Below are 23,638 nucleotides of genomic sequence, written 5' to 3'. Positions count from 1 at the left end.
CCCTTTCGATCAAAACAGCTCTACTCCCATTCCCATATTTCAAGGACTTGCCATGAAGACCGTAGGCTACGCAGCGCTGACCGCCGAATCCCCAATGGCCCCGTTTGTATTCAATCGTCGCGCCCTGCGACCAAACGATGTCGCCATGGAGGTTCTTTACTGTGGCGTCTGCCATTCGGACCTGCACACCGCACGCAACGATTGGGGCTGGACGGTTTACCCGGCGTTGCCAGGCCATGAAATCGTCGGCCGCGTCACCTCCGTCGGTGCCGATGTGAGCCGCTACAAAGTCGGCGACACCGTTGCCGTCGGCTGCATGGTGGACAGTTGCATGGCGTGCGACCAGTGCCGCAAGGGCGAAGAGCAGTTGTGCCGCGAAGGCAATACCAACACCTATAACGGTCGAGACCGGGTGACCAAGGAAAACACCTACGGCGGTTATTCCAAGCATCTGGTGGTGCGCGAAGAGTTCGTCTTGCGCGTGCCGCAGACACTGGACCTGGCGAAAGTCGCTCCCCTGCTCTGCGCGGGCATTACCACCTACTCGCCGCTGCGCACCTGGAACGTCGTGCCGGGCAGTCGCGTCGCGGTCATCGGACTGGGTGGCCTGGGTCATATGGCGGTCAAGCTGGCCCACGGCATGGGTGCCAACGTCACCGTACTGAGCCGCTCCGCTGACAAGAAGGCCGACGCCCTGGCACTGGGTGCCGACCACTTCCTGCTCTCAACCGACAGGGACGCGATGACCAAGGCTCAATCGAGCTTTGACCTGATCATCGACACCATTCCGGTGAAGCACAGCGTCGATCCTTACGTCTCGCTGCTGGATATCGACAGCACGTTGGTGCTGGTTGGCCAGGTCGGGCCGATGGCTGAACACAGTTCCGTGCCGATGCTGCTGGGGCGCCGTCGCATCGCCGGTTCGCCGATTGGCGGTATTAAAGAAACCCAGGAAATGCTCGATTTCTGCGCCGAGAAAAACATCCTGCCTGACTGCGAAATGATCCGCATGGATGAGATCAACCACGCTTTTGAGCGCATGGAAAAAGCCGATGTGCGTTATCGCTTCGTCATCGATATGGCATCACTCGCTGAGGAATAGAGGCTGTTGAACGGAGGACCACCGCCCTCCCCGCGTTCTACGTTGGCTGGGCGAAGGGAATGTCAGCCCTCAGAACCTCGTTGATTCAAAAACCCAAAACCGCGCGGCTTTCGTGGACCGGGCGGTCTTGGGGCTGTCTTGCGACAACTCGTTCAGGGCTGTGTCTCTGGTTCACGGGCACAACCGCTGTGTAATTCGGCCGCCATCTTCTCTTCGTCCAGAGCCCCTTCCCACTTGGCAATAAACAAGGTGGCGACACCGTTGCCGATAACGTTGATCAACGCCCCGCCTTCGGAAATAAACCGGTAGACCCCAAGTACCAACACCAGCCCCGCCGCCGGAATGACATCCAGACTGCCAAGCGTCGCCGCCAGGGTAATGAATGCACCGCCGGTGACACTGGCCGCGCCCTTGGAGGTCAGCAAAAGAATCAACAACAAGGTGATCTGGTGCCACAGGTCGAGGGGGATATCCAGCGCCTGGGCGATGAAAATGGCCAGCACCGTCATGTTGATGCAGCTGCCATCGAGGTTGAAGCAGTAGCCCGACGGCACCACCAGCCCCACCACTGACTTCTCGCAGCCCAGACGCTCCAGCTTGCCCATCAGCCGAGGCAGTGCCGACTCCGAAGATGAGGTGCCCAGCACCAGAAACAGCTCATCACGGATGTACTTCAGAAATTGCCACAGGCTGAAACCGGCCAGACGCGCGACCAGGTTGAGGATCACGAATACAAAAAACAGTGCGGTCACGTAATAGCAAATCAGCAAGCTGCCATAGGCGCCCAACGAACCCACTCCATACTTGCCGATGGTAAAGGCCATGCCACCGAAAGCTCCCAGTGGCGAGACATACATCACGATCTTGACCATGCGGAAAAATGCCTGGGCCACCAGATCGATCAGGTTCAGCAACGGTTTGCCGGCGGCACCGAGCATCTGCAAGGCGAAGGCAAACAGGATGGAAATGAACAGCACCTGAAGAATATCGCCCTCGGCAAAGGCGCCAAACACGGTGCTGGGCACAATATGGGTGAGAAACCCCACCACACTCTGTTCGTGGGCCAGCTTGCTGTAGCTGTCAACGGCATGGACGTCGAGTGTCGCCGGGTTGATATGCATGCCTGAGCCAGGTTGCATCAGGTTGACGCCGATCAAACCGACGACCAGCGCCAGCGTGGTCAGCACTTCGAAGTACAGCAGCGACTTGAAGCCGACCCGACCGATGCGCTTGAGACTCTGCATGCTCGCAATGCCGCTGACCACGGTGCAGAAGATGATCGGCGCGATCAGCATCTTGATCAGCTTGATGAACGTGTCGCCCAGCGGCTTCATTTCTTCGCCGAGGCCGGGGTAGAAATGACCAAAGATAATGCCCAGCACAATCGCCAGCAGCACCTGCACATACAGATGACGCAACACTCGGCGCAGTCGTGAATGGTTCGGTTTTTTTTCGGCAATCGAGGGTGTAATTGTTGTTGTCATGATGGCTTCCTCGCAGGCGTGATGCGTTTCCCCAGGCAGCCGATTGCCCTACCGGTGCGCGACCGATCGCCGGGGAAAGATTGTTTCAGGGGAATGATTACTGCTGGATGTACTCGGAAATCTCGATCAGGTTGAGATCGGGATCACGCAGGTGCTCCAGGTACATGCCCATCGCCTCGGTTTGATTGTTATTGTTTTCATGAGTGGACCTTCTTGTTGGGTGCTGAAGCATTTACGACACGACGTTGATCAAGTTCCCCGAGTGGTAACCCTGCAGGTTGCCCAGGATGCCGTCGGCCAGCCGTTGCAAGCTGCTCTGACTGGCCCAGGCCACGTGAGGAGTGACGATCAGGTTGGCGTGTCGGCTGCAGAGCAATGGGTGGTCGGCGGGAGGTGGTTCCTGGCACAGCACATCGAGGGCCGCGCCACCTAGGCGGCCGCTGTCCAGCGCATCGAGCACCGCAACCTCATCCACCAACGGCCCGCGCGCGGTATTGATCAGCAAGGCGCCGGGTTTCATCTGTGCCAGTGCTGAAGCATCGATCAGGTGTCGGGTATGCTCGGTCAGCGGACAATGCAGAGAAATCACATCGCTTTGCGCCAACACCGTTTCAAAGGCCTGGTAGCCCTTGCGCACCGGGACCACGCCTCGGTGTTCGGCAAACAGCAACTGCATGCCCAAGGCGCTTGCAAGTCGCGCCGTGGCCAAGCCGATACCGCCACGGCCGACAATGCCCAGCACGCTGCCCTGAACATCTTGAATGGGTGAGCGATGCACACAAAAATGTCGCGAGTCAGGCCAGTCCCGCAGCGCAGCCGCCTGATAGACGAACAACTGTCGACGCAGGGCGAAGATAGAGGCGATCACCGACTCGGCGACGCTTTGCGCCGAGTAGGCCGGGACATTACACACCGTCACGGCAAAATCACGGCAAGCCGCCAGATCAATGCAGTCGTAACCGGTGGCCGCGACACAGATGAATCGCAGGTTCGGCAATTGCTCAAGTTCGGCCCGGCCAATGCGCACCTTGTTGGTGATCACCGCATCGGCGTCCCGGGCGGCATCCACCACTTGGTCTGGCGTCGTGTCGGGGCGGTCCTGCCAGTCCGTGACCCAGGCCGGGCGAGCAATGCTCACGGGCAGGCTGTCGCTGTCGAGGAATACTACTTTCATGCTGCACACTCCCGCTGGACGACTTCGGAAATCTCGATCAGGTTCAGGTCCGGATCACGCACATACACTGAACGAATCGGCCCGGTGGCACCCGTGCGCAATACCGGGCCTTCAATGATTGGCCAGTCGACACGGGCCAGGTGAGCAATCACCCGGTCCAGGGGGATGGAGGCGATAAAACACAGGTCCAGCGCTCCGGGCACCGGCAAGTGCGCCTTGGGATCAAACTCATGGCCACGTACGTGCAGATTGATTTTCTGCTGTCCGAAAGCAAACGCCTTGCGTCCACCGGCGAAGGTTTGCACCTGCATGCCCATGACACGCACGTAAAAATCCTCGGCCGCCACGGGGTCGATGGTGGTCAGCACCAAATGGTCGAGATGCTCGATCATGGCTGCAACTCCTGGGCTCGAGCCGACGGCACTTGTTTTTCCAGGCTGGCGACATGGGCGGGTATCGGGTGCAGGTCCAGGCGTTTACCGGCCTTGAGAATCTGGCTGGGAATCTCGTGACCGATCAGGCCCGGCAACTGCGCGGCGACCGCCAGCACCCGATCCAGATCGACCCCGGTGTTGAATCCCATCAACTGCAGCATGTGCAACAGGTCTTCGGTGCACACATTGCCGCTGGCCCCTGGCGCATAAGGGCAACCGCCCAGGCCACCAAGGGACGAATCGAAACGATCGACCCCTGCCTCAATCGCCGCCAAAGCATTGGCCAGGGCCATGCCGCGGGTATTGTGAAAGTGCAGGGTCAGCTGCAACGCCGGAAAGCGCTCACGAACTGCCCGGGACAGTGCCTCGACCTGACTCGGATACGCCATGCCCGTGGTGTCGCACAAGGTCACGCCGCGAGCCCCCAGATCGGCAAACCGCTCGACCCAATGCAACACCTCCCCCACCGCTACATCACCCTGCATCGGGCAGCCGAACACCGTCGACAACGACACATTGATCGCGACCGGCCCCTGGCCGATGACGCTGACCACTTCCCTGAGCTGGGCAAATGATTGCTCGCGGCTCATGCGCAAGTTGGAACGGTTGTGCGGTTCGCTGACCGACATCACCAGGTTGGCTTCATCGATGTTGCACGCCAAGGCACGTTCGGCACCGCGCACGTTAGGCACCAGCACGGTGTATTCCACCGCAGGATTGCGCTGGATGCCCTGCATCACCGCCTCGGCATCGCGCAGCGCGGTAATGGCCTTGGGCGAGGTGAACGAGGTGACCTCGATCTTGGCAAAACCACACTGGCTGAGGGCATCGATCATCGCGATCTTGTCGACGGTTTCGATAAAGCGCGCTTCATTCTGAAAGCCGTCACGCGTGGCGACTTCCTGCAAGAAAAGACGTTGCATGTTCATTCTCCGGTTCAAATGATGCCGCGCTGACGCCAGTCGGCTTGCTGTTCAGCGTCGATGCCGAGTTCGCCCAGAATCTCGGCGGTATGCTGGCCTAGCGTCGGCGCCGAACGAGTCACGTTGCCAGGGGTCGTGCCCAGCTTGGGGACGATGCCGGGCAAGGTCACTGGCGTGCCGTCGTCCAATTGACTGTCGAGCAACATGTCGCGTGCCCGGTAATGCGGGTCCTGGGCAATGTCGGCAGCGTTGTAAATCTTGCCGGCCGGGATGCGCGCTTCGGTCAGGATCGACAAGACTTCGTCGAGGGTGAGCCGCGCGGTCCATTCCGAGATCGCGGCATCGATGCGCTCAACCTGCAACACTCGACCATGGTTTTGCGCAAGCTCGGGATCAGCCCCCAGATCCCAACGACCAATCACCTCCATCAGACGCTGATAGATGCTGTCGCCATTGCCGGCGATCAAGGCAAAACCGCCGTCCCGGCAGCGATAGGCATTGGTCGGCGCGATACCCGGCAAACTGCTGCCGGCAGGCTCACGAACGACGTTGAACACCGAGTATTCGGGCAACAGGCTTTCCATCATGTTGAACACCGACTCGTACAGCGCCACATCGATCTGCTGGCCGTCACCACCGTTCTGCTCGCGATGACGCAGGGCAAGCAGAATCCCGATCACCCCGTGCAAGGCCGACAACGAGTCGCCAATGGAAACACCCACCCTGACCGGCGTGCGCCCCGGCTCACCAGAAAGATGACGCAAGCCGCCCATGGCTTCACCGATCACGCCAAAACCGGGACGGTCACGGTAAGGCCCGGTCTGGCCGTAACCGGACACCCGGAGCATGATGAGTTTTGGGTTAAGGGCGTGCAGTGTGTCCCAACCGAGCCCCCAGGTTTCCAGGGTGCCTGGGCGAAAATTCTCGATCAGCACATCCGCATCGGCCAGCAACTGGCGCACGACCTGTTGGGCTTCACTCTGGCGTAAATCTAGGGTCAGCGAGCGTTTGTTACGCGATTGTGCAGCCCACCAGACGGAAGTACCGTCGTGCAGCAAGCGCCATTTGCGCAATGGGTCACCGGTGACCGGAGGCTCGATCTTGATCACGTCGGCGCCAAATTCACCGAGCATTTTCGCCGCAAATGGCCCGGCAATCAGTTGACCGAGCTCCACGACCTTGACACCTTGCAGAGGTAATCTCATGACGTTTCCCGTTCTTGTTGAGTACTTGTGACATGGATAATCGACACAAACCGGGCAGATGAAAATTTCATATTTCGCCACTACTCTTTCCAGAATGGAAAACCTTGGATCCCTTTGATGATCAATCCCCTGCATTTCGATCTGCTGTCCTTACGCCTGCTGATCTTCGCCGCCGAATCCGGCAACCTGACCCGTGCCGCCGAAAAGGCCAACATGACAGTCTCGGCGGCCAGCAAGCGGTTAGCCGAGCTGGAACGAACGACCCAATGCCCACTGTTCGTGCGCCTGCCAAGGGGACTCGAACTGACCGCGGCGGGACAAGGGATCGTTGAACATGCCAGAACGATTCTGGAAGGCGTGAACCGTATGGCGTGCGACGCCAGTGATTACGCGGTCGGGGTGCGCGGGCATGTGCGGTTGTTCGCCAACACTTCCGCCGTCGTGCAGTTTCTGCCGGATGACCTCGCGTCATTCCTGCGCGCCAACCCGAACGTGCGTATCGGGCTGGAAGAAGCGCTCAGCGAACCGATTATTCAAGCCGTGGAAAACGGGCGTGCCGACATCGGCATATTTGCCGATAACGTGCCGGCTGAGGGCTTGTACAAACTGCCCTATCGTGATGATCGACTGGTGCTACTCGTGCCAGTCAGCCATGAACTGGCCAAGGAGCGCCGCGTGTCCTTTGCCGACACGCTTGGCTTTGATTATGTGGGGCTCAACCAAGGCAGCTCGTTGCTGCGCAGAATCACCGATGCCGCCGTCAGTGCGGGCAAGATTCTCAAGGTCCGGATCCAGGTCAGCAGCTTCGACGGCATCTGTCGCATGATCGAAGCAGGCTTGGGTATCGGAATTTTGCCGTTGTCATCCGTGCGTGCCGAATTACTTGGCTCCCGTCTTATGGCTGTCGACTTGAGTGATGACTGGGCTGATCGAACATTGTTCGTGGGGGTTGCGAGTCAGGCTCAACTGGCGCCGGAAGCGGCCAAGTTGTTTGAGTATCTGAGCAGCGTGCATGGCTGACAGCGGCGTAAATATCCCTGTCCGTGCACTTGGGTTACGGGTATCAAAATCATAAAAAAACCACTGCCTCATGTATGCGTGGCACATGCGACAGTGGCAAAAGCGCAATAGTTACCTCACGTATAATTTACGAGTGCGCACTACGACCGTATGCAGGCGACCTCACGAAATTGTCCTCGACAGTTCCAGTGCCATCCAGATACCCGTGCTTACGCAAATCAGGCATTAATAACGAAGCAATAAACGTTACACATACCAACGCCGCCACATAATAGAAAAAGTAACTTTCAACACCCATCGACTTAAGCATCAATGCGACGTATTCCGCGGTGCCGCCACACAATGCATTGCCGATCGCATAAGGCAGACCAACGCCCAGCGCCCTGACCGAGGCCGGATAAAGATCCGCTTTAAGTACGCCTGTGACGGGCGTATAAAATGCAGCAATAAGAAGACCAGACATAATTAGCGCAAAGGCCGCATACGGACTCGATACAGTCTTTAACGTGGTTAAAATTGGCACAACCAACACGGTTGCCAAACCACCAAATATCATCATGCTTTTTTTCACGCCCATACGGTCTGCCAACATGCCGAAAAATGGCTGACAAATCATGAAGCACACCAAGGCAGACGTCATGATAAAACTTACCGTCCCCGCATCCATCCCGACTGACAGTACCAGGTATTTCTGCATATACGATGTGAACGTATAGTAGTACAGCGAACATCCCATGGTGATAGCCACCGTTAAAATTACGGCCCGCTTATGCTTTAACAACGCACGAATAGATCCGGCCTCCTTACTCTTCATTTCTTTTACTGAAGCCGTTTCGGTCATCGATCGACGTAGAAACACGACCACAAGGGCGCTAATTGCTCCGATGAAAAATGGAATTCTCCAACCCCAGGCTTTCAAATCTTCCGGAAGTAATACGTGCTGAAGAACAGCAACCGTCAGCAGCGCAAGTAGCTGGCCTGCAATAATGGTGGAGTATTGGAATGAACCGAAAAATGATCGGCTCCCGGCAGTCGACATTTCACTGATGTAGGTGGCACCCGTTCCGTACTCCGCGCCCACTGAAAGTCCCTGCATCAGCCTGGCTACAACCAACAGGATGGGTGCCGCGACACCAATCGATTCATACGTTGGCATGATCGCGATCATCAAAGACCCACCGCACATCATGAAAATCGAAATGATCATTGAGATTTTTCGACCGCGCGTATCCGCAATATAACCAAATATCCAACCACCGAGGGGGCGCATAAAAAAGCCGACAGCAAAAATTCCCGCTGTCGCTAACAGTTGACTATTTTGATCTCCTGCAGGAAAAAACAACGAAGCAAAATAGATAGAAGTATAGGCATAGATGAAAAAATCATACCATTCAACCAAATTGCCCGAGCAAGCTCCAAGTATTGCTCGAACCCGTGCTTTATTTGTAATGGGAGGACGCTTGACAGCACTGTTATCAGTATTACTTATTATTATCATTTCAATCTCCACGAGCAGAAATAATCTGTTGACGCGTTTATGCGCTAAACCACCAGCCCAACATCAGTCCACGCGAAGACAAACGCCAATCGCACAGACTGTCAGATCGATCATCTAATCAATTAATAAAAATTATTCAGGGAAAAGGCTACCTCAACCGAAACGGCAAAAGTCTTGATGTGTCTTCATAGTGCATTTCTCACTGTAATACAGACTCAAAAACTGGCGCGCGCCTGCATTGAAACTGAACCGTCAGGCAAACTGACCCATAACAGCAAGTCATCACCTTCATGAACAGCATTTAATATTAGCGTCATTCCCAGCAAGGCAGGACGAACACCTCGGTAATTAAAGAGTTTTACTGACTTTCCCGCGATACGTTCGGCATAGCCTGCCAGCAGAGTCGCGTTCAGCGGACCATGTATTACTTGACTCGCGTAACGTTCAACACCTCGGCAGTAATCAGCGTCATAGTGAATACGATGACCATTGAACGTCAGTGCTGAATAGCGAAACAACGTGGTCGAGGTAGGCAGCCATTCATAGGAATGAGTGGCTTGCGGCATAGCGGCGAAAGGTTTATTTGAGTCGACTGGAGTTGCCTCCTTGTAGACGATGTCGTGGTGTTCGGAAATGGCAACTTCGCCAGCATGCAAAATCTCATGCAATACGGTGACAAACACCAGCTCGCCGCTACGACCTTGCTTGTGCTCGATCGAAACAATGCTGGAGCGTTTCTCGACGCTGCCATCCAGCGGCAGCGCTTTCTTGAATTCAAGCTGTCCACCGGCCCACATACGATTGGGCAACGGCACGGGAGGCAAGAAGCCTCCTCGCGCGGGGTGACCATCACGCCCCAACTCTTCAGGTGGCAGCCCGTCAAGGAAATACAACCAGTGCCACAATGGCGGCAATGGATAACCCGAAACCAAATCGCTTTGTGGGATGCCCAGCGTTGCGGCCATCAAACGAGCATGGCGTGAAGACAGAACATCGTGGTCGACATGGGTCTTGCCGATCCATTGCCGAAGGTGTTGAAGGTCAATAGTGCTCATGCAGGGATCCCCTCTTGTTTGTTCTGCATTGCTGTCGCCCGGAATTCTTCGCGCAAGCGATCACTGTGTTCGCCCAGGAGAGGGGCCTTTTCGAATCGTTGATCGTCCCAAGGAGCGCGTACCGGAGGAGCAATCATCTCGACTTCACCGGTCTCTACTGCCATCGGCCATTTCCGAAGGCCTGGATGTTCTGCCATCTCGGCGACGGAGCGCACCTGACCAAAAGCGGTATTGGCCTGACCCAGTTTGTGGATCGCCTGCTCGGCGCTCAGGGTGGTGAAAGACGCACTGATGAGCGCGTCCAGCGCGTCTCGGTTACGGACGCGCTCTGTGTTGGATGCAAAACGAGGATCAGTAGATGCACCAGTGCCCTCAAGGAACAGGTTAGAGAACTGCTGCCATTCGCGTTCGTTCTGAATGCTGATCACGATGTCTCGCTGATCGCCAGTGGTATAAGCACCATATGGAGCAATTGAAGGGTGGCGCAGCCCCTGGCGTGTTGGGGCTCCATTGCCATAAATCGCGTGCAGGTAGGGAATAGTCATCCAGTCCGCCGCACCATCGAACAACGAGACGGAAATTCCAGTGCCCTGCCCGGTTCTTTCACGTAATTGCAGCGCAGAAAGCACGCCAATCGCAGCATTCAAACCTGCCCCGATATCGCAAATCGAAACGCCGATCCGGCCGTAGCCTTCAGGTGAACCGCTGATGCCGGCCAGACCGCTTTCGCATTGGACCAACAGGTCATACGCTTTCAAACCACTGGCAGGCCCCTCAGTACCGTAGCCACTGATATCGCAGGTGATCAATTGTGGATTTAGTGCCCGCAGTTCCGAGCTGTCAAATCCTGCGCGAGCAAGGGCACCGGGCGCCAGGTTTTGAACAAAGACATCGGCGCTGGCAATGATCCGTTTCAGCAGCATCGCGTCGTCAGCATTCTTGAAATCCAGGACCAGCGATTCCTTGCCGCGGTTGGTCCACAGGAAATACGAAGAGTGACCTTTAGCGGCGTCGTCATAGCCCCGGGCAAAGTCACCTTCTGCGCGCTCGACCTTGATCACCCGCGCGCCCATCTCTGCCAAACGACAGGTGCACAACGGCGCGGCCAACGCCTGTTCGATGGAAACGACGGTAATGCCTTTTAAAGGTTTTGTAGTGGACATCAGGTTCTCCCATTGACAGTTTGCGTGCACAAGTATGGGCAAATCACGGTCAGGGGAGCAGCGAGCTTTTACGAAGACAACGTTTGTAAAATACAAACACTACTGGACTTACGAGAGGTTAAATTAGACAAGATCCTCATGATTTCGCCGGAGACTAACGCAATGATGTACGACTTGATCGACCTGAAGGTCTTCCTGGCCGTCGCAGAGGAAAGCAATCTGTCGCGGGGTGCCGAGCGCTGTAATCTCGCTCCCTCCTCAGTCAGTTTGCGCATAAAAGGGCTTGAAGCCAGCCTCGGGACACCCTTGCTGCTGCGCCAGGCCAGGGGTGTGGGTTTGACCCCGGCGGGTCATGTGCTGGTCGAACATGCGAGACGCTGCATGGCTCAGTTGGAGCAGATGACTACTGACTTGCAACCCTTCGCCAATGGCTTGATCGGCCACGTGACCTTTTTTGCCAACAACAATGCCATCAGCTCATATTTGCCGGATGACCTGGCGCGCTTTTTCTCCAAGCACCCCAATGTCCGCATCACTCTTGAGGAGCGATTGAGCCATGACATTATTTCAGCCGTGTCCTCAGGCCGTGCCGACATCGGAGTGGTAGCGCTGGAGTCCGATCATCCAGATCTTGAGTTTCTACCCTACCGGCAGGACCAATTAGTCCTGTTAGCGCCGTTGAACGGTCGGTTTGACAACCAGCATTCGGTTAGTTTTTCCGAATGCCTGGGGCTCCCATTTATCAGCCTTCAATCGGGTGCGGCACTGCATACCTTTTTGATGAATCACGCCAGCGCCCTTGGCGGGCGATTGGATGTGCGCGTCCAGGTCTCCGGATTTCGAGCGATTGCTCGCCTGGTCTCATCGGGAGCCGGTATCGGCATCGCCCCACGCTCAGCGTTAGAGCCAGCAGACCTGGATCGCCTTCAGGTTATCGATCTTGTAGAGGGATGGGCCAAGCGTGATTTACGAGTGTGCGTACAGCGCAACCCGCGTGAAAAGAATGTGTTGCGAGATCACCTGATAGAGATTCTTTGTCAGCCCGGAAATGCCCGATAGCGCATGGGAGCAGGTTTCCCGGCTCCTACAGTTCAGTGGTTTGGCCTGCGCGGGCCAGCACCCGGCGGGCTTGGCGAGCGACGGCCTCATCGACCATGACCCCGTTCACTTGCCCGGCGCCCCGACAGTTTTCAATCAAAATGGCCCGCGCTGCGATGATCTCATCAGCGGTCGGTGTGAACGCCTGATTGATGGCAGCAATCTGACTCGGGTGGATCGCCGCTTTACCAGCAAACCCCATGTCGGCAGCCTGGAGCGCTGCCCGCTCGAGCCCGGCCGAATCGCGAATATCGAAAAAAGGAGAATCGATAGCAGCGATAGCCGCTGTCGCGCACGCGCTCACAAGCGATACACGTGCGAAGGTGAGATTCGCTGCAAAGGGTCCACAGCCTAGATCCGCCGCCAGATCCGCAGCCCCGAACATGAGTGCGGCGAGTCGGGGCGTCGCATGAGCGATGTCTGCCACCGCCTTGAGCCCTACCGCGCTTTCGATCAATCCGATCAAACGAGTGCTCAGACCTTTTTCACTGAGCAGACGGTCCACTATCTGCAAATGTGCAACGGATTCGGTTTTGGGAAGTAGCAGAAATTCAGGCTGAACCGGACTTGCCAACAGTTCAAGCACGTCACAAAGCCCTGCAGACGTATCCAGCCCGTTGATACGAATAATGCAAGGGAATCGCGTTTCCTTGGCAGCATTGAGTGTGGTGAAAGCAGTAGCACGAGCACTTTTTTTGTCTTTAGGCGCTATCGCGTCTTCCAGATCAATGATCAAAAGATCGGCGCCCACCTCCTCGGCTTTGGCGAAACGTTCCGGGTGTGTTGCCGGGGTGAAAAGAGCACTGCGCATACGTACGGACATTTTCTACTCCAGAGGGGGGTGAAGGTGCCGCAAGGCGTGCTGTGATCCTTGCCGGCGCGTGAACCACAATAGCTAGACAAATCCCAATGGACTATTGTATGGAACTGTCGATCTTCATATGTTTTACAAATACCTATGGAGCTATTACCTATGGAATTACGTCACATCCGCTACTTTCTAGCCGTCGCTCAAGAGCAGAATTTCACCCGTGCTGCTCAGAAAATCGGCATCGGACAACCTCCATTGAGCTTGCAGATCCGCGACCTGGAGCGTGAGGTGGGCACCCGGTTATTTCACCGTATTCCGCAAGGCGCAGAATTGACTGCGGCTGGGCATGCGTTTCATGACCTGGTTCGAAATATACCGGCTCAGGTAGAACGAGCAACGCATGCGGCTCAACGAGCCGCTCGGGGCGAGTTAGGGGCGCTGCGCATAGGTTTCACTGCCTCCGCAAGTTTCAATCCGGTCGTGGCTGCGGCGATTCGTAATTTTCGGCGGGCATACCCGGATGTTGATTTGACCCTGGAGGAAAGCAATACCATTCGATTGATGGCAGGCATTAATGAAGGCGACTTGGACGCGGTTTTTATACGCCCTGGAGTAGCTGAAGCTGATCATCTGACGATGCGAACTCTCTCGGAGGAACCATTGCTCGCGGTTCTGCCAAAATGTCATGTGGCTGCACGCCAGAAGAAATTGAACCTGAAAGATCTCAGTAAGGACCCGTTCATTCTCTATCCCAGGGAAGTAGGACCCACCTTATTCGACACAGTTATCGCTGCTTGCCGCGATGCTGGTTTTGACCCGATCCTGGGACAAAGCGCTCCACAACTGGCCTCTGTCGTACATTTGGTAGCGGCAGAACTGGGAGTTTCGCTTGTACCGGCTTCGATGCAGCAAGTGCATGCCGCAGGGGTGGTTTTCAAAGAGATAAATGATGTATCCCCTGTTGCCCGACTTACACTCGCCTGGCGTCGCAGTGACAACTCGATTTTCCTGCAGAACTTTGTAAATTGTGCAGTCAGTTAACTACACACTTTCCGCCGGTATGGAAGTCGACTGCTTTCGAAAGCGGCCATTGTGAAGATCTAAAAAATTGTCGTGAAGAGATCAGTTTTTTCACACCAACCGAATGAGCAAAAACACCAAAAGCACATTCAACACGGCCAACGAACTCAAGCCCGCAAGTACACCGCCAGCGCCCCAGGTCTGCAATAGGTAGCCACCAGCGAGCGGGGTCAAGGCTTGTCCAATGAGCGAAGGCCGAGCCATGCGCCCCATCAGCAACACATAATGGGTGGGCGACATCAGGGCCAGCGGCAGCAGGCCTCGAACAATCGCCCGCAAACCATTACCCGCGCCGTAGGTCACCAGCCCCACCGCCGTCATTGCCGGCGCTATGGTCACCAGCAACAGACCGATCGCCACAAATACCACGGAGATCAACGTCGTCCAGATCGGGTGTCGCTTTCGCGAAAACACTTGTAGGACACGTGAGCCTACCTGACTCGGACCCAGCAAGGCGCTCAGTCCGATGGCGGCTGCAAGTGAGTAGCCCTGCCCCTGCAACAATGAAATCAGCTGGACAGACATCGCCGTCATGATCACTGCTCCCAGCGCAAAAATCAGTGTGAGCAGCAGGTAGATCCGCCGGTCGATTGAGAGGCTTTCATCACTCATGGCATGGCTTTTTACGAGTAGCCCCGCCCCCCGCGCCAGCACCCAGAGATAAAGCGGTGCCACGGCAATGACCAATAACACCCCATAAGCCACGCACGTCGTGCGCCAGCCAACGTGCTCGATAACCAGTGCAACCGCTGGCCATGACAGCGTTGTCGCCAACCCGGAAATAAGCGTGATGCCGGTAATCACACTGCCCGCCCGCTCCCCGTATAGAGAACCTAAAGTGGCGAATAGCGCTTCATACAGCCCCAGCGCCATACCGACGCCAATCACTGCCCAAGACAAAAGAAACATCGGTAACGAGGTCGAACTGGCCATCAGAAACAACCCGATGGCGACGCCCAGGCCGCTACTGGCCAGGATAGGGCGGCCGCCGTAGCGGGCAATAAGCCGGCTGGTCAATGGCGCCAGCATCGCGGAAACCAGAATGCTCAGCGACAGCGCGCCATACACCCATTGGCTGGCCCAACCAGTCTCCCTCATGATCGGATCGGCCATAACGGCCATGAGGAAGAACGAACCTCCCCAGACCAGAACTTGCAGCATCCCCAATATAAAAATGCCAAATACGCCGGGCAGTCGCGTTTGATGGTTCAAAGCAGTGTCATCAGTGGTGAGAAAAGAATGGAAGTCGTGGGTAGCTACGCAACTACGGGTAAGCAGGCGCTTCAGGTTGGGTCAAGGATGGACGGCTTTCGCGGAGGGGCTTTGGCCGTTGGCTCAAAGCATGTGCCCAGCCCAAATCTTGCGATTGACCAGGTCGGCAGCAATTTCGATGAAGGCATCGCCGACAAACTTGGCGGCCGGACTGACTCGCCTGTCGGCAGGAAAGACCTGAACCAGTTTGCGCATGGGAACCGGATCGACCAAGGGAGCGGCACTGAGCGCGCCAGATTCGATTTGCGTGTAAATCGATGCCAGAGGTAGCGCGGTCAAACCAAAGCCGTTACAGACCAGGGCTATCATCGCGCCGAAGGAGTCGGCCTCGACGCTGGTCTTGAGCTTGATCCCGACTTCGCGCGCACAATCATCCAGAATCACGCGAAGGCTGTGTCGAGCGCTTGGCAATACCAATGGCTGCTCAGCCAAAGACTCGAATGACACCGGCGTATCAAGCCGCAGGTTGGCGCTGGCGGGGCCGACCAATAGCAGATTTTCCATCATCACCGGCACGATTCGCAGCGTATGCAGGGGTTGGGGATCGTAAGAAATCGCCAGTTCCAATTCGCCGCGCTGAACCCAATCGAGCAAGTAGCCGCTAAAGGCTGAGGAAAACCTGACAGCGAGATTCGGATGCGCCTCTTTGATTTTGCGCACCAGAGGAACGGTGACAATTTCCGCCACCGTCGGCGTTGTACCGATGATGACCGTGCCCCGAAAAGAGGTCTTCGCGCCCGACACAGAACTTCGAATGGACTCCATTTCTTCCATGATTCGGGTGGCATGCGCCAGCACTTCGCGGCCGGCATCGGTAATTTCCATGCCTCGCCCATGCCGATCAAAGAGGTAGGTGCCAAGCTCCTTTTCCAGCAATCGAATTTGCCGGCTAAGTGCCGGTTGTGCGATGTGCAGCCGGTCGGAGGCCTTGCTGAGACTGCCCAGCTCGGCCACATGAATCAGGGTTTTGAGTTGAACGACATCCATTACCAGGCCAGTCAAAGTCGGGCTCGGCGCGAAATGCGTCGAACGTAGGGTGAGTGTAAACGCATTGGCATTTCCTGGAATGCCGCAGGGTCTACGTCTTATGGCGCCGTGTGGCATTCGACCCGGCTGTATCCCTCTGAGCGCAGGGGCTGCAAGGCAAGCTATAGAATTTCGGTATATCAGTTAGGCCTGGCTGACGGCTTATTACCCTTCTCACTCTGCGGTAGCGTGCAATCAACGTCGACGCCAAGAGTGATCGACTGACTACAAAAATAAGATTCGAGGGCTTGCGCCATGATTGACTACCTTTCTCGCTACCTGACCGACCCTCCTCACACCGTCAGCGAACAGCTGACTTCTCGCCTGCATCCCCCCTCTTCCTGTGCCTTGGTCATCAAAAGGCCACGCGCACTGCGTTAAGCACATCAACCCATCGAGCTAGCAACGTCGGACACGCATCAGCGTGCGCCTCGTATCGTCTCGCCTTGAAAAAAGGGTGAACAACATGTCCGCATCAACCAGCGACTCAACAAACCACACTGTAAACATTAAAAGCCTGAATCGCGTCAGAGCCATCATGGGTGCCTGCTCGGGCAATTTGGTGGAGTGGTACGATTTTTTCATTTACGCGTACACCGCCATCTACTTTGCCGCTTCGTTTTTCCCCAAAGGCGATACCACCAGCCAGTTGCTCGCAACCGCCGGGGTCTTCGCCGTCGGCTTTTTCATGCGCCCGCTCGGCGGCTGGATTTTCGGCTGGATTGCCGATACTCGCGGTCGCAAGGTCTCGATGATTATCTCGGTGTTCATGATGTGTGCTGGCTCGCTGTTGATCGCCGTCATGCCCACCTACGCAACCATAGGGGTAGCCGCGCCAATTCTGCTGGTGGTTGCCAGGCTGATTCAGGGCCTGTCCGTCGGCGCGGAATACGGCACCGGCGCCACCTACATCAGCGAAATCGCCACACCGGGTCGTCGGTGTTTCTATGGGTCGTTTCAATACTTCACCATCATCGCCGGCCAACTGCTGGCCTTGATGACCGTGGTCATTCTCCAGCAAACCCTGACGGGCGATGAGTTGCGCGAATGGGGTTGGAGGATACCGTTCTTCATCGGCGCGCTGAGCTCGATCGTGGTGGTGTATCTGCGCCGCGCAATGCATGAAACCGCCACCAAAAAGGACATGAACCGTAAAGATGCCGGCTCGCTGCGCGGCATGTTCAAGCACAAACGCGCGGTCGCCCTCGTGGTGGCTTTCACCATCGGCGGTTCGCTGTATTTTTACACCTTCACCACCTACATGCAGAAGTTCCTGGTGATCTCCGCCGGTTTCAGCCCGGAAACGGTCAGCTTCATCATGACGGCGGCGCTGATTGGTTTCATGCTCTGTCAGCCGCTGTTTGGCTTGCTCGCCGACCGCATCGGAATAAAGACGCACATGCTGATGTTTTCCGGGTTGGCCATGGTGCTGGTGATCCCCCTGCTCTATTTGCTGCAGTCGGTCAGTAATCCGTTTACGGCGTTCCTGTTGGTGTTTGGCGGGCTAGCCATCGCGTCGCTCTACACTCCGGTTGCCGGGATCGTCAAAGCCGAACTGTTTCCGCCAGCAGTACGCGCTTTGGGCGTGGGTTTTCCATATGCCGTCGGCAATGCGGCGTTCGGCGGCACTGCCGAATACGTCGCCTTGTCGCTCCGGTCTCAAGGCATCGAGGAATATTTCTTCTTCTATGTCGCCGCAGTAGTGACCGTCACGTTCATCGCCGCGATGCTGATGCCCAATCTGTCTCGCTACGGGTACATCAGCGGCTCGGGTGAAATTGAAGAGCGCACCGGTTTGAAGGGTTGCGTAAAACCCCACGCTGCCAGCGTGTAGTTTTGATTAAAAGGGCTCCACGGGTGCAACCCATGTGGGAGCGAGCCTGCTCGCGATAGCGGTTTAGCAGTCAATATCTATGTTGACTGACACTCCGACATCGCGAGCAGGCTCGCTCCCACAGGTTCTGGCTAGCATTACCAAACTGACCTTTTTTGCATCACTTCACGATACCAGTCTGGAAATCAGCAATCTGTCGCCACATTGCGATCGGGTTGGAATACATCGGGAAATGCCCGCAACCGGCAATAGGTGCCAACTGCACTCCTTCAGCCTGGATGTGTGGCAAGTAGGACAACGACGCGTTCTGTTCGCCGTACATGAACATTCGCGGGCACTTCAACCCGAGGAATTTGCCCATCAGGTCAGCGTTATCGGAGAGATCGACCATGGACTGGAAAATCCCCCGTACCGCACCGGCACGCACCTTGTGCCGCAAGCTCGCGGAATAGAGTGCGCTGGCGTACGCCGGTGCGTGCCGGGCACGTTCGATGAAGGCGGCGAAAAACGCCTCGGGATCGTCGCTCGGATAGTCAACGATCTGCCGGCTGAGAAAACAGTCTTCCGGGGCGATATTGCCTTCGATATCAACGAAGCTGAGCACTCGGTCCGGAAACTGATGGGCCAGCATCAATGCAGTCAGTCCGCCCATGGAATGGCCGACCAGATGGAAGCGTTCGATGCCGAAATGCGCCAGCACCTGCAATGCCGTCTGCAGCAGAAAGGCAATGGAAATCCTGGAAAGGTCATTGCACTGGCTTTCACCACAACCCGGTGCGTCGTACGCCACGAAAGGGTGACCGGCAAATGCGGGCTGCTGCACGATGTCGGCATAGTCCTCCTTGGTCGAACCAAAACCATGCAGGAACACGATAGGCGCAAGGACGCCGTCGCGATGGATGGCGGCCACGTTCAGTTGGACACCCTCCACCGTCAGTGGGAGTTGCACATGAGTGAACGTTTCTGGAGAGGACACGTTGTTGACTCCTTGAGCGAAAAAGTAGCGCCGAACCTGGGTTGCCGGCAGCCAAGCTCGCAATTACAAGGGGAATCGAGCCTTCTGTAAATTCCTGATACGGGAAGGCTTTCATACGCCAAACCTATCGATCCCGTTCATGCACAGAGCGTGGGTCGACTCACGCTCTGGACTGGAACCGGTCGACCAGTTCCGTCACCAGCGGGTTGGGCCGATCTGCATTCCAGGCCACCGCTGTGGTCACGACATTGAGCTTCTGGCTCAGCGCTCGAAACACCACGTTGTCGGGCGCCAGTTTTTTCAGCGACGCCGGAACCAGTGCGATGCCCTGGCCGCAGCTGACAAAGGCAATTTGCGAGGCGACCGAGCGCACTTCATGCAGCACGCGCGGGGAAAAACCGCTGGCGCGGCAGGTCGCGATCAGGTTGTCAAAGTAGACCGGGCTGACCTTTCGGGAAAACATCACCAAGGGTTCAGTAGCCAGGCTGGACAGGCTGATTCGCGTGCGCGCAGCCAAGGGGTGATCGCTGGGCAGGGCCACAACCAGACGGTCCTGAGTCAGCGGCAGCGATTTGATCGAGGGTCCCAGGTCGCCGTCAAGACGAGCGAAGGCCAGATCGATGTCGCCGGCTTCCAGCGCCGGGATGGCTTCGACGCTGTCAATCTCCCGCACGGACACCGTGAGGTGCGGGTAATCATTTTTCAATTGCTCGATCAAATCGGGCAAGACATCAAACATCGCCGTAGAAATCGCGCCGATAGTCAACATCCCGGACTGCCCCGCCACCGCCTCCTCCACGGCGAGTTCAAGGCGCTCCAATTGATCAGCGAACTTGCGCACGGCCGGCAGAATCGCCGCTCCCACCGGGGTCAGCTTCGCGCCGCGTCGCGAGCGATCAAACAGCTTGACCTTGAGCGCCTGCTCCAGCACCTGGATCTGCTCGCTCAGCGGTGGCTGGGACATGCCCAGACGCTTGGCCGCACGGCCGAAATTCTGTTCTTCGGCCACCGCCAGGAACAACCAGAGATGACGAATCAGTCGAAAATTGATCATGATTAATCCATAGGTTTAACGTATCTAAGGCATCTGTGATTAGTAATATACCTATCAAAGTGTCTCACTGACACTGGACGCCTCCGTCACCACTGGGGCTTCCCATGATCAATAAGAGTTTGCTGGATCGCTTGGCGGCGCTGGACACCAACACGGTTTCCGATGCGCTCGACTTCCTCGGCTTGCCGGGTGCCACCGTTGGGCTGCGCCCGTTGTGGAACTGCCCAAAGATTGTCGGCCGCGCCAGCACCGTGCTGCTGGCACCGAAATCCGACAACACCCCCACTGTGCACCTGATTACCCCCGTGGTGGAACAGATCGACAGCGACGATCGTGTGCTGGTGATCGCCGGTGGAATCGAAGGCATCTCCTGCTGGGGCGACATCCTCGCCAACGCAGCGACCAGCAAGAAAGTACGCGGCACGGTCATCGACGGCTTCAGCCGCGACATCGACGGCAGCGAGTCAATTGGCTACCCGGTTTATGGCCGTGGCGTGACCATGATCAGTGCCCGCAATCGGGTGGTTCAGATCGATGCCGCCGTAACCATCAACGTGGCCGGCGTCGACGTCAGCGAGAACGACTATGTCATCGCCGATACCTGCGGCACCGTGTTCGTGCCTTCAGCCTATATCGAGAAAGTGCTCGACCTTGGCGAGCGTATTGCCCACCGCCAGGACAGCATGGTCGAGGCTGTTCGCAGCGGTCGCTCGGTAGCCGAGGTCATGCATGACAGCCAGTTCGAAGCGATCCACGTGGAGCACGCCTGATGAATATCGAAGACAAAGCACTGGTCGTCTTGTTTGAAGGCCTGGACACCCCGGGCGTGTCTGACGCAATGGACAAACTCGGCCTGCCTGGCCAATGCCTCGGTGTGGCGCCACTGGACAACTACAGCAAGGTTATCGTCGGCCCGGCGTTTACCGTGCAGTACGTCTCGGCCAGCGTACCCCCGGGCACCGTGGGCGATTTCATCGAAGACGTCGCGCCCGGCGATGTGGTGGTCATTGACAATGGCGGCCGCACTGACTGCACCGTTTGGGGCGACATCATGACCCAGTACGCCAGTACTCGGCAGATCGCAGCCACGGTCATCGACGGTGTTTGCCGTGACGTCAACAAAGCACTGGGCGATGGCTACCCGATCTTCAGCAAAGGCCGCTTCATGCGCACCGGTAAAGATCGGGTGCAGGTTCAGTCGGTCAACCAGCCGGTGTCCATCGGTGCCGCCCGGGTCTGTGCCCGCGACATCGTGGTCGCCGACGCCAACGGCGTGGTGATCGTCCCCCGGGCTCGCGCAGCTGAAGTGGCCGCGTGTGCCCGTCAAATCGAATCGGTCGAAGCCGACATTCGCGCCTTGATCAGCCAAGGCAAAACCCTTAAAGAAGCCCGGACCGCACTGGGTTACCACAGCCTGCAGAGGAAAGTCTGATGACCATGCTCCCCCTCCCCCTGGATGCTTACGCACGGGCCAAAGTGCTGGGCAGCTCGACGCTGTATGAAGCGTCCCATCTGCCTTGCGCGGTCGACAATGCAATTCGCCCGATCTGGGACGGCGCCTTCATCTCCGCCCCCGCTTACCCACTGGAATGCTCGCCAGGCGACAACCTCGCGCTGCACCTGGCGATGGAACGTGTGCCCCGTGGCAGCGTGCTGGTCGTGGGCACCGGCAGCTTCATCGCCGGTTATTGGGGCGAAGTGCTGACCGTGGCGGCCGAAGCGGCTGGCGTCGTCGGGCTGGTGATCGATGGCGGCGTGCGCGATATCGCGGCCCTGAAGAAGCGCCAGTTCCCGGTGTTTGCTCGCGGTATTTCGGTGAAAGGCACAGTCAAGGCCAGTGCGCCTTCGGTGGGGCAACCGTTCAATTTCAACGGTGCCTTCGTGGCACAGGGCGACTGGGTGGTGGCTGACGATGACGGTGTGATCATCATCCCCAAGGCGGATGCGGCACGAACCCTGGCCGAAGGCGAGGCGCGCGCGAACAAGGAAGCGCAGATGATGCGGGCGTTGACCGAAGGTCGCTCGACCCTGGAGCTGATGAACCTGACTGAGTGGAGAACCCGCGCATGAGCGCCGATATCCAGCGTCTGAATCATCGTCTGGCCTGCGCGCAGCCTTCCGCGACTTACCGGATCATGGATCGGGTAGCAGAGCGCCGTGCACAAGGCGCGAACATTATTTCACTGTGCGCCGGCGAGCCCGATTTCGATACGCCCAAGCATGTGCGCGACGCGGCCATTCAGGCCATTGAACACGGCCACACCCGCTACACCCAGGTCGCCGGTGTACGTTCACTGCGAGAAGCCGTGGCCACCAAGTTCCGTCGTGAGAACGGTCTGGACGTCGCCTGGCAAGACACGCTGGTGTGCAACGGGGGCAAACAGGTGATCTACAACGCCCTGGCCGCTACCCTCAATGAAGGTGACGAAGTCATCGTGCCGGCGCCGTACTGGGTCAGTTACCCGGAGATGGTTCAGCTGTGCGGTGGTGAAGCCCGAATCGTTACCTGCGATGCCGACACCGGTTTCAAGCTGACGCCCTCGGCACTGGCCGCCGCGATCACCCCGCAGACCCGTTGGTTGATCCTCAATTCGCCGTCCAACCCGACCGGTGCGGTGTACAGCGAGGAAGAACTGCGCGCTCTGGCGCAGGTGTTGCTGGCTCACCCTCAGGTGCTGATTTTGGCTGATGACATCTACGAGCACCTGATCTTCGACGATCAAACGTTCCATACCCTGGCCCAAGTCGAACCACGGCTGGCACCGCGCACCCTGACCATGAACGGGGTGTCCAAGGCCTATGCCATGACCGGCTGGCGAATCGGTTTCACCACTGGGCCGCGCTGGCTGCTGGACGCCATGGAAAAACTGCAAGGTCAGCAAACCTCTGGCGCCTGCTCTGTGTCGCAACAGGCTGCGCTCGCGGCGCTGGAAGGTCCCAAGGATTTCATCCGTGAAAGCCGCATCGCATTCCAGAGTCGTCGTGATTTGATGGTGGCGCTGCTGAACGATACCCCAGGCCTTGAATGCGTCAGTCCGGCCGGGGCGTTCTACGCGTTCGCGTCCTGTGCCGGATTGATCGGTCGCACCTCACCCGGTGGCCTGGTATTGCACACCGATGAAGATGTCGCGCATGCGCTGCTCGACGAAGCGGATGTAGCCGTAGTGCATGGCAGCGCTTTTGGCCTCGGCCCTTACATTCGCATCGCCTACGCCCTGGATGACGCTTCATTGCGCCGGGCGTGCGAGGCGATACATACGTTCTGTACCTCGCTACGTTAATCGTTTTCCCTTCCCATAATGCGTGGCTATCGCCATTGCCCGGCAGGCCACGTATTCACCTTCCAGCTATACAAAATGGGCATATCTCAAAGACAAAAACGGTAGTCGTAGTTCGCTTCCAGCACTCCCAGAATGGTGAAAACACAAA

Annotated in this window: 23 protein-coding genes; 9 read left to right on the top strand and 14 right to left on the bottom strand. The window is 57.2% G+C overall.

What is annotated here, in order from left to right:
- The first annotated feature begins 52 nt into the window (after positions 1-52).
- Positions 53-1,102: an NAD(P)-dependent alcohol dehydrogenase gene (locus tag K5K95_RS22685; protein ID WP_222586199.1), complete on the top strand. Its 1,050-nt coding sequence runs from the start codon at positions 53-55 to the stop codon at positions 1,100-1,102.
- Positions 1,103-1,254: 152 nt separating this feature from the next.
- On the opposite strand, the gene K5K95_RS22680 is transcribed toward K5K95_RS22685, so the two are convergent.
- The 6 genes from K5K95_RS22680 to K5K95_RS22660 all read right to left on the bottom strand — a co-directional run bounded on the left by K5K95_RS22680 (position 1,255) and on the right by K5K95_RS22660 (position 6,322).
- A complete protein-coding gene (locus K5K95_RS22680; protein WP_261398037.1) occupies positions 1,255-2,586 on the bottom strand; it encodes a dicarboxylate/amino acid:cation symporter in 1,332 nt (443 codons plus the stop codon).
- Positions 2,587-2,683: 97 nt separating this feature from the next.
- On the bottom strand, positions 2,684-2,818 hold the full coding sequence (locus K5K95_RS33220; protein WP_261398036.1) for a hypothetical protein: 135 nt from the start codon (positions 2,816-2,818) through the stop codon (positions 2,684-2,686).
- Complete coding sequence (locus tag K5K95_RS22675; protein WP_222586198.1) at positions 2,819-3,760, bottom strand: D-2-hydroxyacid dehydrogenase; 942 nt, start codon at positions 3,758-3,760, stop codon at positions 2,819-2,821. It lies immediately after the preceding gene.
- On the bottom strand, positions 3,757-4,152 hold the full coding sequence (locus K5K95_RS22670; protein WP_222586197.1) for a VOC family protein: 396 nt from the start codon (positions 4,150-4,152) through the stop codon (positions 3,757-3,759). The genes K5K95_RS22675 and K5K95_RS22670 overlap by 4 nt, the downstream gene beginning before the upstream one ends.
- Positions 4,149-5,117, bottom strand: coding sequence for a hydroxymethylglutaryl-CoA lyase (locus tag K5K95_RS22665; RefSeq protein ID WP_222586196.1), 969 nt, complete (start codon positions 5,115-5,117; stop codon positions 4,149-4,151). Before K5K95_RS22665 ends, K5K95_RS22670 begins: the two co-directional genes overlap by 4 nt.
- Positions 5,118-5,131: 14 nt before the next feature.
- Entirely contained in the window at positions 5,132-6,322 is a 1,191-nt protein-coding gene (locus K5K95_RS22660) for a CaiB/BaiF CoA transferase family protein (protein WP_222586195.1), read from the bottom strand.
- 117 nt (positions 6,323-6,439) lie between these two features.
- Between K5K95_RS22660 and K5K95_RS22655 the strand changes: the two genes are divergently transcribed.
- Positions 6,440-7,342 (top strand): LysR family transcriptional regulator, encoded by a 903-nt coding sequence (locus K5K95_RS22655; RefSeq protein ID WP_222586194.1) that lies wholly within the window; start codon positions 6,440-6,442, stop codon positions 7,340-7,342.
- Between the two features lie 127 nt (positions 7,343-7,469).
- Here K5K95_RS22655 and K5K95_RS22650 read toward each other — a convergent pair whose 3' ends face one another.
- From K5K95_RS22650 to K5K95_RS22640, 3 genes are all read right to left on the bottom strand, one after another.
- Positions 7,470-8,840, bottom strand: a complete 1,371-nt coding sequence (locus tag K5K95_RS22650) for an MFS family transporter (protein ID WP_222586193.1) — start codon at positions 8,838-8,840, stop codon at positions 7,470-7,472.
- 215 nt (positions 8,841-9,055) lie between these two features.
- The gene (locus K5K95_RS22645; RefSeq protein ID WP_222586192.1) at positions 9,056-9,895 is read right to left on the bottom strand and encodes a MaoC family dehydratase N-terminal domain-containing protein; all 840 of its coding nucleotides are present in this window, start codon (positions 9,893-9,895) and stop codon (positions 9,056-9,058) included.
- Positions 9,892-11,058, bottom strand: coding sequence for a CaiB/BaiF CoA transferase family protein (locus K5K95_RS22640; protein WP_222586191.1), 1,167 nt, complete (start codon positions 11,056-11,058; stop codon positions 9,892-9,894). The genes K5K95_RS22645 and K5K95_RS22640 overlap by 4 nt, the downstream gene beginning before the upstream one ends.
- Positions 11,059-11,220: 162 nt before the next feature.
- Between K5K95_RS22640 and K5K95_RS22635 the strand changes: the two genes are divergently transcribed.
- Positions 11,221-12,117 (top strand): LysR substrate-binding domain-containing protein, encoded by an 897-nt coding sequence (locus tag K5K95_RS22635; RefSeq protein ID WP_222586190.1) that lies wholly within the window; start codon positions 11,221-11,223, stop codon positions 12,115-12,117.
- Between the two features lie 25 nt (positions 12,118-12,142).
- Here the strand turns inward: K5K95_RS22635 and ripC are convergent, their stop codons facing one another.
- On the bottom strand, positions 12,143-12,979 hold the full coding sequence (ripC, locus tag K5K95_RS22630) for an itaconate degradation C-C-lyase RipC (RefSeq protein WP_222586189.1): 837 nt from the start codon (positions 12,977-12,979) through the stop codon (positions 12,143-12,145).
- Positions 12,980-13,129: 150 nt separating this feature from the next.
- Here ripC and K5K95_RS22625 point away from each other — a divergent pair, with 150 nt between their 5' ends.
- The gene (locus K5K95_RS22625) at positions 13,130-14,008 is read left to right on the top strand and encodes a LysR family transcriptional regulator (RefSeq protein WP_222586188.1); all 879 of its coding nucleotides are present in this window, start codon (positions 13,130-13,132) and stop codon (positions 14,006-14,008) included.
- A gap of 90 nt (positions 14,009-14,098) precedes the next feature.
- Here K5K95_RS22625 and K5K95_RS22620 read toward each other — a convergent pair whose 3' ends face one another.
- On the bottom strand, positions 14,099-15,208 hold the full coding sequence (locus tag K5K95_RS22620; protein ID WP_222590394.1) for an MFS transporter: 1,110 nt from the start codon (positions 15,206-15,208) through the stop codon (positions 14,099-14,101).
- A 174-nt stretch (positions 15,209-15,382) separates the two neighbouring features.
- Positions 15,383-16,306 carry a LysR substrate-binding domain-containing protein gene (locus K5K95_RS22615; protein WP_222586187.1) on the bottom strand — a complete coding sequence of 308 codons (924 nt, stop codon included), beginning with the start codon at positions 16,304-16,306 and terminating at the stop codon, positions 15,383-15,385.
- A gap of 505 nt (positions 16,307-16,811) precedes the next feature.
- Between K5K95_RS22615 and K5K95_RS22610 the strand changes: the two genes are divergently transcribed.
- Positions 16,812-18,179 (top strand): MFS family transporter, encoded by a 1,368-nt coding sequence (locus tag K5K95_RS22610; protein WP_222586186.1) that lies wholly within the window; start codon positions 16,812-16,814, stop codon positions 18,177-18,179.
- Positions 18,180-18,339: 160 nt separating this feature from the next.
- On the opposite strand, the gene K5K95_RS22605 is transcribed toward K5K95_RS22610, so the two are convergent.
- Both K5K95_RS22605 and K5K95_RS22600 read right to left on the bottom strand, forming a co-directional pair.
- On the bottom strand, positions 18,340-19,155 hold the full coding sequence (locus K5K95_RS22605; protein ID WP_222586185.1) for an alpha/beta fold hydrolase: 816 nt from the start codon (positions 19,153-19,155) through the stop codon (positions 18,340-18,342).
- 160 nt (positions 19,156-19,315) lie between these two features.
- Positions 19,316-20,209 (bottom strand): LysR family transcriptional regulator, encoded by an 894-nt coding sequence (locus tag K5K95_RS22600; RefSeq protein WP_222586184.1) that lies wholly within the window; start codon positions 20,207-20,209, stop codon positions 19,316-19,318.
- Between the two features lie 104 nt (positions 20,210-20,313).
- Here K5K95_RS22600 and K5K95_RS22595 point away from each other — a divergent pair, with 104 nt between their 5' ends.
- The 4 genes from K5K95_RS22595 to K5K95_RS22580 are packed head-to-tail and all read left to right on the top strand — an operon-like array spanning position 20,314 to position 23,490.
- Positions 20,314-20,979, top strand: a complete 666-nt coding sequence (locus K5K95_RS22595) for an RraA family protein (RefSeq protein ID WP_222586183.1) — start codon at positions 20,314-20,316, stop codon at positions 20,977-20,979.
- Complete coding sequence (locus K5K95_RS22590; protein WP_222586182.1) at positions 20,979-21,641, top strand: RraA family protein; 663 nt, start codon at positions 20,979-20,981, stop codon at positions 21,639-21,641. Before K5K95_RS22595 ends, K5K95_RS22590 begins: the two co-directional genes overlap by 1 nt.
- Positions 21,641-22,279 carry an RraA family protein gene (locus tag K5K95_RS22585; protein ID WP_222586181.1) on the top strand — a complete coding sequence of 213 codons (639 nt, stop codon included), beginning with the start codon at positions 21,641-21,643 and terminating at the stop codon, positions 22,277-22,279. The genes K5K95_RS22590 and K5K95_RS22585 overlap by 1 nt, the downstream gene beginning before the upstream one ends.
- A complete protein-coding gene (locus K5K95_RS22580) occupies positions 22,276-23,490 on the top strand; it encodes a pyridoxal phosphate-dependent aminotransferase (RefSeq protein WP_222586180.1) in 1,215 nt (404 codons plus the stop codon). The genes K5K95_RS22585 and K5K95_RS22580 overlap by 4 nt, the downstream gene beginning before the upstream one ends.
- Positions 23,491-23,638 lie beyond the last annotated feature (148 nt).

The sequence above is a fragment of the Pseudomonas sp. DR48 genome (assembly GCF_019823085.1).
Lineage (GTDB): Bacteria > Pseudomonadota > Gammaproteobacteria > Pseudomonadales > Pseudomonadaceae > Aquipseudomonas.
The sequence above is the reverse complement of the archived record's forward strand: the minus strand, read 5'-3'. Positions and strand labels throughout refer to the sequence as shown.

Coding starts and splice junctions, on each gene's coding strand:
- K5K95_RS22685 (WP_222586199.1), top strand. CDS start 53: ATGAAGACCGTAGGCTACGCAGCGCTGACCGCCGAATCCCCAATGGCC.
- K5K95_RS22680 (WP_261398037.1), bottom strand. CDS start 2,586: ATGACAACAACAATTACACCCTCGATTGCCGAAAAAAAACCGAACCAT.
- K5K95_RS33220 (WP_261398036.1), bottom strand. CDS start 2,818: ATGCTTCAGCACCCAACAAGAAGGTCCACTCATGAAAACAATAACAAT.
- K5K95_RS22675 (WP_222586198.1), bottom strand. CDS start 3,760: ATGAAAGTAGTATTCCTCGACAGCGACAGCCTGCCCGTGAGCATTGCT.
- K5K95_RS22670 (WP_222586197.1), bottom strand. CDS start 4,152: ATGATCGAGCATCTCGACCATTTGGTGCTGACCACCATCGACCCCGTG.
- K5K95_RS22665 (WP_222586196.1), bottom strand. CDS start 5,117: ATGCAACGTCTTTTCTTGCAGGAAGTCGCCACGCGTGACGGCTTTCAG.
- K5K95_RS22660 (WP_222586195.1), bottom strand. CDS start 6,322: ATGAGATTACCTCTGCAAGGTGTCAAGGTCGTGGAGCTCGGTCAACTG.
- K5K95_RS22655 (WP_222586194.1), top strand. CDS start 6,440: ATGATCAATCCCCTGCATTTCGATCTGCTGTCCTTACGCCTGCTGATC.
- K5K95_RS22650 (WP_222586193.1), bottom strand. CDS start 8,840: ATGATAATAATAAGTAATACTGATAACAGTGCTGTCAAGCGTCCTCCC.
- K5K95_RS22645 (WP_222586192.1), bottom strand. CDS start 9,895: ATGAGCACTATTGACCTTCAACACCTTCGGCAATGGATCGGCAAGACC.
- K5K95_RS22640 (WP_222586191.1), bottom strand. CDS start 11,058: ATGTCCACTACAAAACCTTTAAAAGGCATTACCGTCGTTTCCATCGAA.
- K5K95_RS22635 (WP_222586190.1), top strand. CDS start 11,221: ATGATGTACGACTTGATCGACCTGAAGGTCTTCCTGGCCGTCGCAGAG.
- ripC (WP_222586189.1), bottom strand. CDS start 12,979: ATGTCCGTACGTATGCGCAGTGCTCTTTTCACCCCGGCAACACACCCG.
- K5K95_RS22625 (WP_222586188.1), top strand. CDS start 13,130: ATGGAATTACGTCACATCCGCTACTTTCTAGCCGTCGCTCAAGAGCAG.
- K5K95_RS22620 (WP_222590394.1), bottom strand. CDS start 15,208: ATGCTGCAAGTTCTGGTCTGGGGAGGTTCGTTCTTCCTCATGGCCGTT.
- K5K95_RS22615 (WP_222586187.1), bottom strand. CDS start 16,306: ATGGATGTCGTTCAACTCAAAACCCTGATTCATGTGGCCGAGCTGGGC.
- K5K95_RS22610 (WP_222586186.1), top strand. CDS start 16,812: ATGTCCGCATCAACCAGCGACTCAACAAACCACACTGTAAACATTAAA.
- K5K95_RS22600 (WP_222586184.1), bottom strand. CDS start 20,209: ATGATCAATTTTCGACTGATTCGTCATCTCTGGTTGTTCCTGGCGGTG.
- K5K95_RS22595 (WP_222586183.1), top strand. CDS start 20,314: ATGATCAATAAGAGTTTGCTGGATCGCTTGGCGGCGCTGGACACCAAC.
- K5K95_RS22590 (WP_222586182.1), top strand. CDS start 20,979: ATGAATATCGAAGACAAAGCACTGGTCGTCTTGTTTGAAGGCCTGGAC.
- K5K95_RS22585 (WP_222586181.1), top strand. CDS start 21,641: ATGACCATGCTCCCCCTCCCCCTGGATGCTTACGCACGGGCCAAAGTG.
- K5K95_RS22580 (WP_222586180.1), top strand. CDS start 22,276: ATGAGCGCCGATATCCAGCGTCTGAATCATCGTCTGGCCTGCGCGCAG.